The following is a 14,353-nucleotide window of genomic DNA, read 5'->3' on the forward strand; positions in this document are numbered from 1 at the left end:
GTCACGGCCCGGGACGGCCGATGACGTGACCGGCGCCCCGTCCTTCGGCGCCCCGCCCTTCGGCGAGGCGGCCTCCGGCCGTTCGCCGAGGCGGTCGCGACCGGTGAAGGTTCCACCACGCCACCCTCCAACGGACACCATCCCGCCGCCCCGTTGAGGGACATCCGCAGGACCGGCGGCCCACGGGCCCACCAGGTGGCCCGCCTCCCTCTCTGTCGCTCTCTGACGCCGCGTTGTCGCTTGCATTCCGCTGACCCGCCGTGCGGCCGGGGACCGGTCGCACGGGCGCGGGCGCCGTTCGACGGGGAGGCGTCGCCGCCGCCACGGCCTCCTACCCGGGCCCTTCCGGGCGGGTGCGGTAGATGTCCAGCGCCGCGTCGATGAACGCGTCGGCCGCACCCAGGTACGCCGTCGGGTCCAACAGCTCCCGGATCCGCTCAGGGGTGCGGCGCCCGGCCAGCCTCCGGTCGAGGACCGCGGCCAGGTCCGCCCCCGGCTCGGCCGCCTCCCGGCAGGCCTCCCGCACCAGGTCGTGGGCGTCCAGCCGGCCCAGCTCGGGGGCCAGATCGGAGGCCACCCGCTCGGCCATCGGCAGCCCGCCCGACAGCTCCAGGTTGGCGCGCATCCGCTCCGGGTCCACCTCCAGCCGTTCCAGGGCGTCGGCCGTCCACGCCGCCGCCGACCCGGTCGCGCACAGCAGCCGGTCGAAGGACTGCCACTCGGCCTGCCAGGCCCCCGCCGCGCGCTGGTGCGGCTGGTGGATCTGCGCGGTGAGCAGCGTCGCGACCAGCCCCGGCACCTGTTCGGCGCAGGCCCGCGCCGACACCGCCGCCACCGGGTTGCGCTTGTGCGGCATCGCCGATGACCCGCCGACCCCCGCACCGGCCGCCTCGGCGACCTCGCCGACCTCGGTCTGCGCCAGCAGCACCAGGTCCCCGGAGACCTTGCCGCAGGCCGCCGCCGTCCGCGCCGCCGCCGACGCCACCGCCGTCAGCGGGCCCCGGTCGGTGTGCCACGGCAGGGCCGGGCGGGCCAGCCCCAGCCGGTCGGCGAAGGCGGCGACGACCGCCGGGCCGTGGTCGCCCAGCGAGGCCAGTGTGCCCGCCGCACCGCCCAACTGCGCCGGGGTGCGCTCCAGCTCGGTGCGCAAGGCGTCGGCCGCCCCCGTCACCGCGTGCAACCACCCGGCCGCGACCAGGCCGAACGTGGTCGGCAGGGCCTGTTGGAGCAGGGTGCGGCCCGGCATCACCGTCCGCCGGTGCTCCTCGGCCAGCCCGGCCAGCGCGCACGCGGCCCGGTCGGCCTCGGCGAGGACGGCGCCACCGGCGCGGCGGGCCACCAGCACCGCGGCGGTGTCCATGACGTCCTGGCTGGTCGCCCCCTGGTGCACGTGCCGCGCCGCGGACCCCTCCACGGCCCGGGTCAGCTCCCGGACCAGCGGGACGACGGGGTTGGCCGAGTCGGCGGCGCCCCGGGCCGCGGCCTCCGCGTCCACGTGGCCGTCCCTGCGGGCGGCCTCCACGGCCTCGGCGTCGCCGGGTGCGGCCAGGCCGGCCCGGACGAGCGCGTGCACCAGCGCGGACTCGGCGTCGAGCATCGCCCGGAGCCAGGCCTGCTCGCCGGTCTCCCCCGCGACGGCGCCGCGGGCGAACATGTCCCCGAACACGGCTGCTCCTCCTCGATCGTGGCCGGTCGTCGGCAGGTGGCCGACCGGTGGTCGTCCTGGTCGCATCATCGCCGGGCGCTCCGCCGCCGGACCAGGGGTGTTCCGGGCCTTCTCCGGAAAAGGCGGCCGCGGGCGGGACGGCCCGGTTCCGAGAAGCGGTCGGCGGCCGCTCCCCGTAAGGCGCCGGGCCGCGCCACGCCCGCCGGGGCGCGTCCGCCCCCTCCCGCCCGGCTCAGATGTCGAAGAACACCGTCTCCCCCTCCCCTTGGAGGCGGATGTCGAAGCGGTAGCCGTCCTCCGCCGCGACCGCCACCAGGGTCGCGCGCTCCTCGGGGTCGGTGACGGACGACAGCACCGGGTCCTGCCCGTTCGCCTCCTCCTCGTCGGGGAAGTACAGCCGCGTCACCGTCCGGTGCAGCATCCCGCGCGCGAAGACCGACACGTCGATGTGCGGCGCCTGGAGGAGCGGTGGGCCCTGCGGCCCCGGCCCCGGCCCCGGTACCGGACCCGGCAGCGGACCCGGCTTGAGCGTGTACACGCCCCACCGGCCCTCGGCGTCGGTCGGGCACCGGCCGAACCCCCGGAACCCGTCATGGCGCACCGCGCCCCGCGGGTCGTCCGGGTGGTCGAACCCGCCCCCCGGGTCGGCCTGCCACGTCTCGATCAGCGCGTCCGGGACCGGCGCCCCGGCGCCGTCGGTGACCGTTCCCCGCAGCCACACGCCGCCCGGCGCGCCCTCCCGGAGCGCGTAGGGCCCATCCGGCCACGGCAGCCCGATGTGCAGGAAGGGTCCGACGGTCTGCGAGGGTGTCGTGGGTTCCATCAGTCGTCGTCCTCCAGCGCCAGCTCGTGCTCGAACACCGTCGACTCGCGCCCGCGCAGCACGATGTCCCACGTGTACGCCAGCGCCCACTCCGGTTGGGTGCGGGCGTGGTCGTAGCGCGCCACCAGCCGTTCGCGGGCCTGCGGGTCGGGGATGGAGTTCCACATGGGGTCCTGGAAGAACAGCGGGTCGCCGGGGAAGTACATCTGCGTCACCAGCCGCTGGGTGAACGCCCTCCCGAACAGGGAGAAGTGGATGTGCGCGGGCCGCCAGGCGTTGTCGTGGTTCTTCCACGGGTAGGCGCCGGGGCGCACCGTGGTGAAGGAGTACCGCCCGTCGGCATCGGTGACCGTCCGGCCCACCCCGGTGAAGTTCGGGTCGAGCGGGCACGGCCAATTGTCGCCCTTGTGCCGGTACCGGCCCCCGGCGTTGGCCTGCCAGACCTCCACGAGGGTGTGCGGCACCGGGCGCCCGTCGGCGTCCAGCACCCGCCCCTGCACGGTGATCCGCTGGCCCTGGGGCTCGCCGTCGTGCTGGCGGGTCAGGTCGTGGTCCAGCGGTCCGACCCGGTCCTCGCCCAGCAGCGGCCCGGTGATCTCGGTCAGCAGGTGCGGCAGCACCTTCAGCGGTCGCTGCGGGTGGCGCAGCGCGGTACTGCGGTACCCGGGGTAGTCCAGCGGCGGGTGAACACCGGGGTCCCGGCGGTAGCCCGGGACGGCGGCGGTGTCCTGGCCCGCGTCCGTGCCCTGTCCGGCAGCCGTGTCCTGGCCCATGGTCCTGGCTCCTCTCACGCGTGCAGCACGGCGGCCAGGCCCTGCCCGACGCCGATGCAGATGGCGGCCAGCCCCCACCCGCCGCCGCGGCGGCGCAGCTCGTGGGCGAGCGAGCCCAGGATGCGCGCCCCGGAGGCGCCCAGCGGGTGGCCGATGGCGATGGCCCCGCCGTTGGGGTTGACGATGTCCGGGTCCAGCCCGTCCCAGCTGCGCACGCACGCCAGGGCCTGGGCGGCGAACGCCTCGTTGAGCTCGACCGCCGCCAGGTCGCCCCAGCCGATCCCGGCCCGGCGGAGCGCGGTCTCGGCGGCCGCGACCGGGCCCACGCCGAACCGGTTCGGCTCGACGGCGGCCACGCCCCGGCTGACGATGCGCGCCAGCGGCTCGCGCCCCGCCGCCCGCGCCGCCTCGGCGTCGCCGACCAGCACCGCGGCGGCGCCGTCGTTGAGCGGGGAGGCGTTGCCCGCGGTGATGGTGCCGTCGGTGCGGAAGGCGGGCTTGAGCCCGGCCAGCTTCTCGGCGGAGGTCTCGCGGACGCTCTCGTCGCGCTCCAGCTCCACCCCGGGGACGTCCACCACCTCGTCGGCGAAGACGCCCTTGGCCCAGGCGGCGGCCGCGCGCTCGTGGCTGCGCAGCGCGAACGCGTCCTGCTCCTCGCGTGCGATCCCGAACTCGTCCGCGATCTGCTCGGTGCACTCGCCCAGGGACGCCGTCCAGGCGGGCTCCATTCGCGGGTTGACCATCCGCCAGCCCAGGGTGGTGGAGTGCAGGGTCCCGTGCCCGGCGGGGAAGCCCTTCTCGGGCTTGGTCATCACCCACGGGGCGCGGCTCATCGACTCCACGCCCCCGGCGACCACGAGGGACGCGTCACCCACGGCCACCGCCCGGTTGGCGGCGATGACCGCCTCCAGCCCCGACCCGCACAGCCGGTTCAGGGTGGCCCCGGGGACGCTGACGGGCAGCCCGGCCAGGAGCGCCGCCATCCGCGCCACGTTGCGGTTGTCCTCCCCGGCGCCGTTGGCGTCGCCGAAGTAGACGTCGTCGACGGCGGCGGGGTCGAGCCCGGGCGAGCGCGCGGTGAGGCCGGAGACGGCGTGGGCGGCCAGGTCGTCGGGGCGGACGCCGGACAGGGCGCCGCCGTAGCGCCCGAACGGGGTGCGGACGGCGTCGATGACGAACACATCGTTCACGGTGGGGCCTCCAGGGGGCGGTCGGGGCGGGCGTGGACGGCGGGCGGGGTCAGCCCCGCCCGGTGAGCGAGCGCAGCACCGCCAGCTCGTGCGGTTCGGGGGCGGGGGTGGTGGCCAGGTCCGGGGCGACGGCCAGGTCCCACCCGGTGGCCTCGCGCGCCTGTTCGGCGGTGACGCCCGGGTGCACGGAGGTGAGCACGAGCTCGCGGGTGGCGGGGTCGGGCTCCAGGACCCCCAGGTCGGTGATGACGCGCACCGGCCCGGCGCCGCGCAGCCCCAGGCGCTCCCGGTCGCCGGGGCCGCCGCCGTGGCCGACCGAGGTGGTGAAGTCGACCCGTTCGACGAAGGTGCGGGGGCTCTGCCGCACGATCACGATGACCCGCCCGCAGGAGGCGGCGATCTCGGGGGCACCGCCGGCGCCGGGAAGGCGCACCGCGGGGGCGTCGTAGTCGCCGATGGCGGTGGTGTTGATGTTGCCGAACCGGTCGATCTGGGCGGCGCCGAGGAAGCCGGTGTCGATCCGCCCGGCCTGCAGCCAGTAGTTGAACACCTCGGTGACCGGGACGACGCTGTCGGCGGTCTCGGCCAGTTCACCGTCGCCGATGGACAGCGGGAGCGTGTCGGGGGAGGCGCCCAGGGTGCCCGACTCGTAGACCATCCACAGGTCCGGGGCGTGCGTGCGGCGGGCCAGGTTGGCGGCGGTGCTGGGCAGGCCGATGCCGACGAAGCAGGAGGAGCCGTCGGCCAGGGCGCGGGCGGCGGTGACCGTCATGACCTCGTCGGCGTCGGCCGTGGAGGGGGAGGGGGAGAGCGGGGAAGCGGTGGCGGTCATGCGGTCTGTTCCTCCCTGTCCTCGCCGGGCGCCCGGTCCGGGGTCCGGGGGCCGCCCGCGGCGCCGAACACCTCGTCCCGGAGCCAGGCCGTGAAGCGGTCGCGGTCCCGGCCGACGGCGTCCCAGGCGCGGTAGGCGTCATTGTCGCGGACGTAGTACCCGTGGGCATAGGAGGGGCGCGCCCCTCCGGGGACGGGGGAGACCGCGCTGACCACCCGTGAGGGCAGGACGACCTGGCCGGGGACCGGCTCCAGCTCGTCGACGACCTCCTCGACGGTGACCAGGGCGCGGTCGGCGGCCAGCACCGCCTCCTTCTGCACCCCGGTGATGCCCCACATCTGCACGTTGCCGGAGCGGTCGGCGCGCTGGGCGTGCACGATCGCCACGTCGGGGTTGAGCGCGGGCACCGCGGCCAGCTCCTCCCCGGTGAAGGGGCAGGTGATGGGCTTGATGGTGGGGGTGCGGCCGACCAGGTCGGTGCCGGCGTAGCCGCGCAGCACGGCGAAGGGCAGCCCGGCGGCCCCGGCGGCGTAGCGGTTGGCCATCCCGGCGTGGCTGTGCTCCTCCAGCTCCAGGGGGCGGGGCCAGCCGTTGACGACGGCGTCGCGGAAGCGGTGCAGCGAGCCCACCCCGGGGTTGCCGCCCCAGGAGAAGACGAGCCGGCGGGCGCACCCGGCGCCGATCATGCGGTCGTAGACGATGTCGGGGGTCATCCGCACCAGGGTCAGGTCACGCCGCCCCTGCCGGATGACCTCGTGGCCGGCCTCCACCGGGATGAGGTGGGTGAACCCCTCCATGGCGACCGTGTCCCCGTCGCGGACGAGCTCGGCCACGGCCCGGTCCAACGGCAGGATCATCGCGCCCCCTCTCGTTCGGATAGCGCATCATTGTTCTCTTTGCGAACGCCTTGGACGTTACTGGCGCCCGGACCGTCGGTCAAGGCGGGAGGGGGGCGATGGCGCTGTCGGGCGGCGGGCGTGTGCGTGGTCACTGGGCAGGGCGGCGACGGCGGGATCGGGGCGGTTCCCCGGCCCTGCCTGCCGTCCATTGGGTCCCTCGCGGTCCGGGCGGGCGGGGCGGCTCGGCGGGCGGGGCGCCCGCGTCCGTGGCGGCCGCCAGGCATGGGGCCGTTCGTCGAGATCCGCCTGGTAGTTGGTATTCGGGCGTGGATTCCAACAACCAGGCGCATCTCGGCGCGGGCCGCTGTCCGTTCCTTCCGGGGCCGGGCTCCCGGAGCAGTGCGGTGTCCAGGATGTCCGATTCTGGAGGGGGCTGGAGTCCGCCGATCCGCTGCCCGGCTGGAACCCGTGAGCGGGGGCCTGCTCGGCCGCCCCTCCTCCCGGCGGCGGGTGCCGGGCGCTACGCCCGTGCCGGGCCCGAGGTGCGGGAGGCGATCTCCAGGTCGGCTTCGACACGGGCGACCGTGGCCAGCAGCGACGGCAGGATCTCGGTGCGCAGGCCGCGCACCGGCATGCGGCTGGCCTGGACCGACACGTTGGCGGCGGCCACGACCCGGCCCTCGCGGTCGCGGATCGGGGCGGCCACCGACCGCAGGCCCTCCTCCAGCTCCTGGTCCACGATGGCCCATCCCTGGGCGCGCACCCGGTCCAGTTCCGTGCGCAGGGCCGCGGCGTCGGCGACGGTGTGCGCGGTGAGCGCGGGCACCTCCAGCCGGGCCAGGTAGGCCTCCAGCTCGGCGTCGGGCCGCCCGGCCAGCAGCACCCGGCCCATGGAGGTCACGCAGGCCGGGAAGCGCGTCCCGACGCTGATCGCGACCGTCATGATCCGGGAGGTCGCGGCGCGCGCCACGTACACCACGTCGTCGCCGTCCAGGACGGAGACCGACGACGACTCGCGGACCTCGGCGGCCAGCGCCTGCAGGTGCGGCTGGGCCACCTCGGGCAGCCCCGCCGCGGACAGGTACGCGTACCCCAGCTCCAGCACGCGCGGGGTGAGCGCGAACAGGCGGCCGTCGAAGCGCACGTACCCCAGGTCGGCCAGGGTGAGCAGGAAGCGGCGGGCGGCCGCGCGGGTCAGCCCGGTGGCGCGGGCGACCTCGCTCAGCGTCATCTCCGGCCGCTCGGCGGAGAAGGCCCGGACGACCCCGAGGCCGCGCTCCAGGGACTGGACGAAGTGGTCGCCGCGCGGCCCGGGTGCGCCGGCGCCGGCGTCGGAGTCGGTGTCGGACATGCGCTCCCTTTCGGTCCCGGGAATGTTCTCATACCGAACAGGGTGGGCGCGGGCGGGTGGGCGAGGAGGGGGGCATAGGTCCGGTGGTCCGATCTCGCTACGGATTCACCGGCTGGTCACCGTCGGTGAGGCCGCCGTACGGGGTTGACGCTGGCCGGGGCGTCAATTACGTTCGCCAGCAGAACGGCCGTTCGCAAGACGCACAAACCCCCCTCTCGGGTGGGCGCCCCGGCGCCCGCCGCACCCCCTGCGAATGGAGAGCCGATGCGTCACAGACTCCTGTCCGCCGCCGCGGCCGCGGCGGCGCTCGCCCTCGCCGCGAGCGCCTGCGGCGGCGGAGAGGACGACGGGGACGGAAGGCGCACCATCACGGTCGGCGCCATCCCCATCGTCGACCTCGCCCCCCTGCACCTCGCCGTCGACCAGGGCTTCTTCGCCGACCGCGGGATCGAGGCGGAGATCCGCAACATGAGCGGCGGCGCCCAGGCCGTCCCCAGCGTGGCCAGCGGCGACCTCGACTTCGCCTTCGGCAACGTCACCTCCCTGCTGCTCGCGCGCGACGCCGGACTGCCCCTGAAGGTCGTGGCCAACGGCGCGGCCACCACCGGTGAACAGGGCGCCGACGTGAGCGCCGTCGTCGTCCCCGAGGGCAGCCCGATCACCTCGGCCGAGGACCTGGAGGGCGCCACCGTCGCCGTGAACAACCTGGAGAACATCGGCGACACCACCGTGCGCAACTCCGTCCGCAAGGCCGGCGGCGACCCCACCCGGGTCGGGTTCACCGAACTCCCGTTCCCCGACATGCCCGCCGCGTTGGAGAACGAGGAGGTCGACGCCGCCTGGATGGCCGAACCCTTCCTGACCACCTCCTTGGAGGCGGGCGCCACCGAGGTCGCCTCGAATTTCGTCGACGCCCACCCGAAGCTGACCATGGCGACCTACTTCACCTCCGAGCAGGTCCTGTCCGAGGACCCGGAGCTGGCCGCCGACTTCACCGCCGCCATGGAGGAGGGCCTGGCCTACGCCGAGGACAACCCCGACGAAGTGCGGCGCATCCTCGGCGAGTACACCGAGATCGCCCCGGCCGTCATCGAGGAGATCCGGCTGCCCTCGTTCCCGACCGACATCAACCGCGAGTCCATCCGCACCATCGCGGACCTCATGGAGGAGGACGGCCTGGTGGAGCAGACCCCCGACGTCGACGCGCTGTTCGCGGACGCCGGATGACCGCCGCCCCCGCCCCCGCCGCCGAGGCCCCGCGCCCGCCGGTGCCCCCTGCGAATGGAGACCCCATGCGTCACAGACTTCTCCCCGCGGCCGCGTCCGCGGCGGCGCTGATCCTGGCCGCGAGCGCCTGCGGCGGCGACGGCGGCGACGACGGGGGCGGCACCCGCTCCATCACGGTCGGGGCCATCCCCATCGTCGACGTCGCGCCGCTCCACCTCGCCGTCGACCAGGGCTTCTTCGCCGACCGCGGCCTCGACGTCGAGATCCAGAACACCACCGGCGGCGCCCAGGCCATTCCCGGCGTCGCCAGCGGCGACTTCGACTTCGCCTTCGGCAACGTCACCTCCCTGCTCGTGGCCCGCGACGCCGGGCTTCCCATGAAGGTCGTGGCCAACGGCGCGGCCACCACCGGCGAGCAGGGCAACGACTTCGGCGCCGTCGTCGTCCCCGAGGGCAGTCCCATCACCTCCGCCGAGGACCTGGAGGGCGCCACCGTCGCCGTGAACAACCTGGAGAACATCGGCGACACCACCGTGCGCAACTCCGTCCGCAAGGCCGGCGGCGACCCCGCCCAGGTCGAGTTCATGGAGCTGGCCCTCCCCGACATGCCCCCCGCCCTGGAGAAGGAGGAGATCGACGCCGCCTGGGTGGTCGAGCCCTTCCTGACCACCTCCTTGGAGGCGGGCGCCACCGAGGTCGCCTCGAATTTCGTCGACGCCCACCCGAAGCTCACCATCGCCGCCTACTTCACCTCTGAACAACTCCTGTCCGAGGCCCCGGAGCTGGCCGCCGACTTCGCCTCCGCCATGGAGGAGGGCCTGGCCTACGCCCAGAGCAACCCCGAGGAGGTGCGGCGCATCGTCGGCGAGTACACCGAGATCGATCCGACCCTCATCGAGGAGATCCGGCTGCCCCTGTTCCCACCCGAGACCGACCGCGAGTCGGTGAGCACCATCGCCGACCTCATGGAGCAGGACGGCCTGGTGGAGCAGACCCCCGACGTCGACGCGCTGTTCGCGGACGCCGGATGACCGCCGCCCCCGCCCCCGCCGCCGGGACCGGCGCGGGGCCCGGCCCCGCCGCCGCGGCCCCGCGCCGCCCCCTCCCCGGGCGCGACGCCCTCCTGGGGGGCGCGGGCGCCGCCGCCTTCCTGCTGCTGTGGGAGGTGGTCCCGCGCACGCCCGCCGTTTCCGCGGACTACCTCCCGCCCGCCTCCGAGGTGCTGGCCACCCTGGCCGAACGGTCGGCGACCGCCGCCTTCTGGAGCGCCGTCGGCGCCACGGTCTCCGCCTGGGCGCTGGGCCTGGCCATCGCCTTCGCGGCCGCCGTCGCCCTGGGCCTGGTCATCGGGTCGGTCCCCGCGCTGCGCGCCGCCACCGCCTCCACCGTCGAGTTCCTGCGCCCCATCCCCTCGGTCGCGCTCATCCCGCTGGCGATCCTGATGTACGGCACCGACCTGCGGTCCACACTGCTGCTGGTCGTCTACGCCTCCTTCTGGCAGATCTACATCCAGGTCCTCTACGGGGTCGCCGACCTCGACCCCGTCGCCGAGCAGACCGCCCGCGCCTACGGGCTGGGCCGGTGGGCCCGCCTGCGCCACCTGGTGTGGCCCACCGCCCTGCCCTACCTGCTCACCGGGGTGCGGCTGGGGGCGGCGGTGGCGCTCATCCTCACCATCACCGCCCAGCTCACCATCGGAACGCCCGGCCTGGGCCAGGAGATCTCCGTCGCCCAGTCCAGCGGCGCCGCCCCGCTCGTGTACGCCCTGATCGTGGCCACCGGCCTGCTGGGCGTCGCGGTCAACACCGGGGTCCGCGCGCTGGAGCGCCGACTGCTGCGCTGGCACAGCTCCGTCCGAGGGGAGGCGGCCGTATGAGCGCGAACGGGAACGCGGACGGGAGCGTGAAGGCGACCGCGACCGCGGGCACGGCCGCGCGCACGGGTGCGGCGGCGGCCGGCCGGGTGCTCGGGCTCCCCGCCGTGCTCATCGCCCTGTGGTGGTGGGCGGCCGCGTCCTCCGGCAGCTTCTTCCTCACCGACCCCGGCACCATCGCCGCCACCTTCGCCGAGGTGTGGGTCTCCGAGCGCTTCTTCACCGACGTGCTGCCCAGCGTCGGCCTGCTGCTGACCGGCTACGCCCTGGCCGCCGTCCTCGGCATCGGGCTGGGCGTGCCGCTGGGGCTGTCGACCCGGCTGCGCGCCGCCGCCGAACCCGTCCTTGAGTTCCTGCGCGCGGTGCCGCCGCCGGTCCTGGTCCCGCTGCTGATGCTGCTGGTGGGCCTGGACGGCTCGATGCGCGCCGCCGTCGTCGTGTCCGGGTGCGTGTGGCCGGTGCTGCTCAACACGGTGGAGGGGGTGCGCGCCGTCGACCCCGTCCTGGCCGACACCTGCCGCGTCTACGGCGTCCGGGGGCGGCGCCGCCTCGGAGTGCTGGTGCTGCGCTCGGCGAGCCCCCAGATCGCGGCCGGTCTGCGCCAGGCCCTGTCCATCGCGATCATCCTCATGGTCATCAGTGAGATGTTCGCCAGCTCCAGCGGGCTGGGCTACGCCGTGGTCCAGTTCCAGCGGAGCTTCGCCATCCCCGAGATGTGGAGCGGGATCGTGCTGCTGGGCCTGCTGGGGGTGGTGCTCTCGGCCGTCTTCGCCCGCGCCGAGCGGCACGCCCTGGCCTGGCACCGCGGACTGCGCGCCGCCTCGCGCGGGGAATGAGAGGAAGGACCCCCATGCTCGACGTCGACGGGCTGCGCAAGACCTACAACGGCCGGGGCCGCGATGTGGAGGCCGTGCGCGACCTGACCTTCCGCCTCGCCGAGGGCGAACTGTCCTGCCTGGTCGGCCCCTCCGGTTGCGGCAAGACGACCCTGCTCAAGTGCGTCTCGGGGCTGATGCGCCCCACGGCGGGCGCGGTCACGATCGACGGCCGACCGGTCACCGGGCCGCCGCCGGACATGGCCGTGGTGTTCCAGGAGTACGGGCGGAGCCTGTTCCCCTGGCTGACCGTGCGCGGCAACGTCGAACTGCCCCTCAAGGAGAAGCGGCTGCCCAAGGCCCGCCGCCGCGAGCTGGTGGACGGGGCGCTGGAGGCCGTCGGCCTCGCGCACGCCGGGGCCCAGCACCCCTGGGAGCTGTCCGGCGGGATGCAGCAGCGCGTGGCCATCGCCCGCGCCATCGCCTACGAGCCCCGGGTGCTGCTGATGGACGAGCCGTTCGCCGCCGTCGACGCGCAGACCCGCGCCGACCTGGAGGACCTGATCCGGGGTCTGTGGCAGCGGTTCTCCATGACGGTCCTTTTCGTCACCCACGACATCGACGAGGCGGTGTACCTGGGACAGCGGGTGATCGTGCTGTCCGCCTCGCCGACCGTCGTGCAGGACGACGTGCGGGTGGACCTTCCGGAGGAGCGGGACCAGCTCACCACCCGCTCCGCTCCGCGCTTCGCCGAGCTGCGGGCCCAGGTGTACCGGGAGATCCAGAACGCCAAGAACGGCTCCGGAGGGGGCGGGGAAGGCGCGGCCGAGGGGGGCGGGACGGCCGGAACCGACGCCTCGGGGACCGGCGCCGACGCCTCGGAGGCCGACGAAGGCGCGGGCGGCGCGGGCGGCGCCGACGGCCCCGACCGGGCGCCCACCCCGAGCGGGGGCCTGCGGTGAGTGTCCCGGATGCGGCCGGAGCCGGAGCCACCGTCCGCGACGCCACCGTCGCGGTGCTGCGCGCCCACGGGCTCACCACGCTCTTCGCCAACCCCGGCTCCACCGAGGTCGCCTTCCTCGCCGACCTCCCCGACGACCTGCGCTTCGTCCTGGCCCTGCACGAGGGGTCGGTGGTCGGCATGGCCACCGGATGGGCGATCGCGCGGGGCCGCGCCGCCCTGGTGCAGCTGCACACCACCGCCGGGCTGGGCAACGCCGTCGGCGCCTTGGCCACCGCACGCGTCAACCGGGCGCCGCTGGTGGTGCTCGTGGGCCAGCAGGACCGCCGCCACCTGGCCCTGGAGCCGTTCCTGGCCGGGCGGCTGGGCGGGCTGGCGGGGGAGTACCCGGTCTGGACGTGCGAACCGGCGGTCCCGCAGGAGGTCCCCGGGGCGATCGCGCGGGCGCGCTTCGAGGCCGAGTACGGGCGGGGACCGGCGATCGTGGTCGTGCCGCAGGGCGACTGGTCCGCCCCGGCGGGCGGGGCCGACCACCCCGACGCGGCGCCCGCCCGCGTGGTGCGGTCGGCCGCCGCCGAGGCGGCCGACGTGGCGCCCCTCGCCGCTCTGCTGGCCGACGCGTCGGCGCCCGCCGTGGTCACGGGCGCGGGAACGGATTCGGAGGAGGGGTGGGACGCCCTTCGGGCGCTGGCCGAACGCATCGGGGCCCCGGTGTTCCAGGAGAGCTTCGGGGCGCGCGCCGGGTTCCCGCAGGACCATCCGCTGTACGCGGGGGTGCTGCCCGCCGACCGGGCCGGGCTCCGCGAGCGGCTCGACGGGTGCGACGCCGTGCTCGCGGTGGGGGCGCCGGTGTTCCGCCAGTACCCCTACACGGAGGGGCCGCTGGTTCCGGAGGGGACGCGCGTGGCGCTGCTGACGGACGACCCGGCCGAGGCGCACCGGGCCCCGGCCGAGGTGGCGGTGGTAGCGCCCATCGGACCGGCGCTGAGACTCCTCACGGCCCAGGTGCCATCGCGTCCGAAGCGGGGAACGGCGGCCCTCGCCGACGTTGGGGCCGTCCCCGGCAGCGGCGAGGAGGGCACAGGCGCAGTGGGGGCGCCGACGGACGCCGTGGCGGCCGCCGATGCCGCCGTGGCCCCGGTCCGGGCCGCATCGCCCCCAGACGAGCCCGGCGCGGAACGCGGGGCCGAAACCGGCCCGGAGGGGCGCGACTCGCGTGGTTCCGAGGTACAGGACACCGTCGGCGACGGCGCGGATGATGGTGCGAGCGCCCCGCGCACGGGGACACCGGCTGCGGAGCCGGCCGATTCCTCCGCCGTCGGCGGCGTCGCCGCACTCCGGCCCGCGCGTGTCCTGTCCGCGCTCGCCGCGCGGATGGACCCGGACACCGTCCTCGTCGAGGAGACCCCCTCCAGCCGCCCCGACCTGCACCGCCTCGTTCCCGCCCGGCGGCCGATGGGGTTCCTGTCCGCCGCCATGGGCGGGCTCGGGTTCGCCCTCCCCGCCGCCACCGGGGTGCGCATGGCCGCGCCGGACCGCCCGGTCGTGGCGGTCGTGGGCGACGGCTCCTCCCTGTACCAGGTCCAGGCGCTGTGGAGCGCGGCCCGCTACGGAGCCGGAGTCCTGTTCATCGTGCTGTCCAACGGCCGCTACGCCGTCATGGACCGCCTCGCCGAACGCCACGGCGGCAAGGCGCCCTGGCCCGACTTCTCCCAGGTGTCGGTCGCCGCGCTGGCCCGCGGCCTCGGCTGTCCCGCCCGTACCGCCACCACCGCCGCCGAGGTCGACGCGGAACTCGACGCGCTCCTGCCCGGACTGCGCGAGCGCACCGAACCGGTCGTCCTCGACGTCGCCGTGGCCCCCGACCCCGACTTCCGTCCATGACCGCGCCTGCCCAGGGCGGGCCCCGGCCCGCCGCCGATGCCCTCCGGTGCCGGGCCCCGGCCCCCGTCCCGGCCCCGAGGTCGGCCATCGGGCGGGCTCGGACCGCTCCGGGTGCGCTC

General features: G+C 75.6%; 13 protein-coding genes. 6 read left to right on the plus strand and 7 right to left on the minus strand.

What is annotated here, in order from left to right; genetic code table 11:
- Positions 1-331: 331 nt before the first annotated feature.
- The 7 genes from O4U47_RS00860 to O4U47_RS00890 form a co-directional block, all read right to left on the minus strand.
- Positions 332-1,666: a lyase family protein gene (locus O4U47_RS00860; RefSeq protein WP_270675098.1), complete on the minus strand. Its 1,335-nt coding sequence runs from the start codon at positions 1,664-1,666 to the stop codon at positions 332-334.
- 232 nt (positions 1,667-1,898) lie between these two features.
- A complete protein-coding gene (gene pcaG, locus O4U47_RS00865; RefSeq protein WP_270675101.1) occupies positions 1,899-2,489 on the minus strand; it encodes a protocatechuate 3,4-dioxygenase subunit alpha in 591 nt (196 codons plus the stop codon).
- Complete coding sequence (pcaH, locus tag O4U47_RS00870) at positions 2,489-3,262, minus strand: protocatechuate 3,4-dioxygenase subunit beta (RefSeq protein ID WP_270675103.1); 774 nt, start codon at positions 3,260-3,262, stop codon at positions 2,489-2,491. Before pcaH ends, pcaG begins: the two co-directional genes overlap by 1 nt.
- A 14-nt stretch (positions 3,263-3,276) precedes the next feature.
- Positions 3,277-4,452 (minus strand): thiolase family protein, encoded by a 1,176-nt coding sequence (locus O4U47_RS00875; RefSeq protein ID WP_270675105.1) that lies wholly within the window; start codon positions 4,450-4,452, stop codon positions 3,277-3,279.
- 49 nt (positions 4,453-4,501) lie between these two features.
- Entirely contained in the window at positions 4,502-5,284 is a 783-nt protein-coding gene (locus O4U47_RS00880; RefSeq protein WP_270675108.1) for a CoA-transferase subunit beta, read from the minus strand.
- Positions 5,281-6,141 (minus strand): CoA transferase subunit A, encoded by an 861-nt coding sequence (locus O4U47_RS00885; protein WP_270675111.1) that lies wholly within the window; start codon positions 6,139-6,141, stop codon positions 5,281-5,283. Before O4U47_RS00885 ends, O4U47_RS00880 begins: the two co-directional genes overlap by 4 nt.
- Positions 6,142-6,643: 502 nt before the next feature.
- Positions 6,644-7,474 (minus strand): IclR family transcriptional regulator domain-containing protein, encoded by an 831-nt coding sequence (locus O4U47_RS00890; protein ID WP_270675113.1) that lies wholly within the window; start codon positions 7,472-7,474, stop codon positions 6,644-6,646.
- 264 nt (positions 7,475-7,738) lie between these two features.
- Here O4U47_RS00890 and O4U47_RS00895 point away from each other — a divergent pair, with 264 nt between their 5' ends.
- From O4U47_RS00895 to O4U47_RS00920, 6 genes are all read left to right on the plus strand, one after another.
- Positions 7,739-8,701: an ABC transporter substrate-binding protein gene (locus O4U47_RS00895; RefSeq protein WP_270675116.1), complete on the plus strand. Its 963-nt coding sequence runs from the start codon at positions 7,739-7,741 to the stop codon at positions 8,699-8,701.
- A gap of 65 nt (positions 8,702-8,766) precedes the next feature.
- A complete protein-coding gene (locus O4U47_RS00900; RefSeq protein WP_270675120.1) occupies positions 8,767-9,732 on the plus strand; it encodes an ABC transporter substrate-binding protein in 966 nt (321 codons plus the stop codon).
- Positions 9,729-10,577 (plus strand): ABC transporter permease, encoded by an 849-nt coding sequence (locus tag O4U47_RS00905; protein ID WP_270675124.1) that lies wholly within the window; start codon positions 9,729-9,731, stop codon positions 10,575-10,577. Before O4U47_RS00900 ends, O4U47_RS00905 begins: the two co-directional genes overlap by 4 nt.
- On the plus strand, positions 10,574-11,410 hold the full coding sequence (locus tag O4U47_RS00910; protein WP_270675126.1) for an ABC transporter permease: 837 nt from the start codon (positions 10,574-10,576) through the stop codon (positions 11,408-11,410). Before O4U47_RS00905 ends, O4U47_RS00910 begins: the two co-directional genes overlap by 4 nt.
- Before the next feature lie 14 nt (positions 11,411-11,424).
- Positions 11,425-12,351 (plus strand): ABC transporter ATP-binding protein, encoded by a 927-nt coding sequence (locus tag O4U47_RS00915; RefSeq protein WP_270675128.1) that lies wholly within the window; start codon positions 11,425-11,427, stop codon positions 12,349-12,351.
- Positions 12,348-14,234 carry a thiamine pyrophosphate-dependent enzyme gene (locus O4U47_RS00920; protein WP_270675130.1) on the plus strand — a complete coding sequence of 629 codons (1,887 nt, stop codon included), beginning with the start codon at positions 12,348-12,350 and terminating at the stop codon, positions 14,232-14,234. The genes O4U47_RS00915 and O4U47_RS00920 overlap by 4 nt, the downstream gene beginning before the upstream one ends.
- Positions 14,235-14,353 lie beyond the last annotated feature (119 nt).

It is taken from the genome of Nocardiopsis suaedae, assembly GCF_027706745.1.
Taxonomy (GTDB): domain Bacteria; phylum Actinomycetota; class Actinomycetes; order Streptosporangiales; family Streptosporangiaceae; genus Nocardiopsis_A; species Nocardiopsis_A suaedae.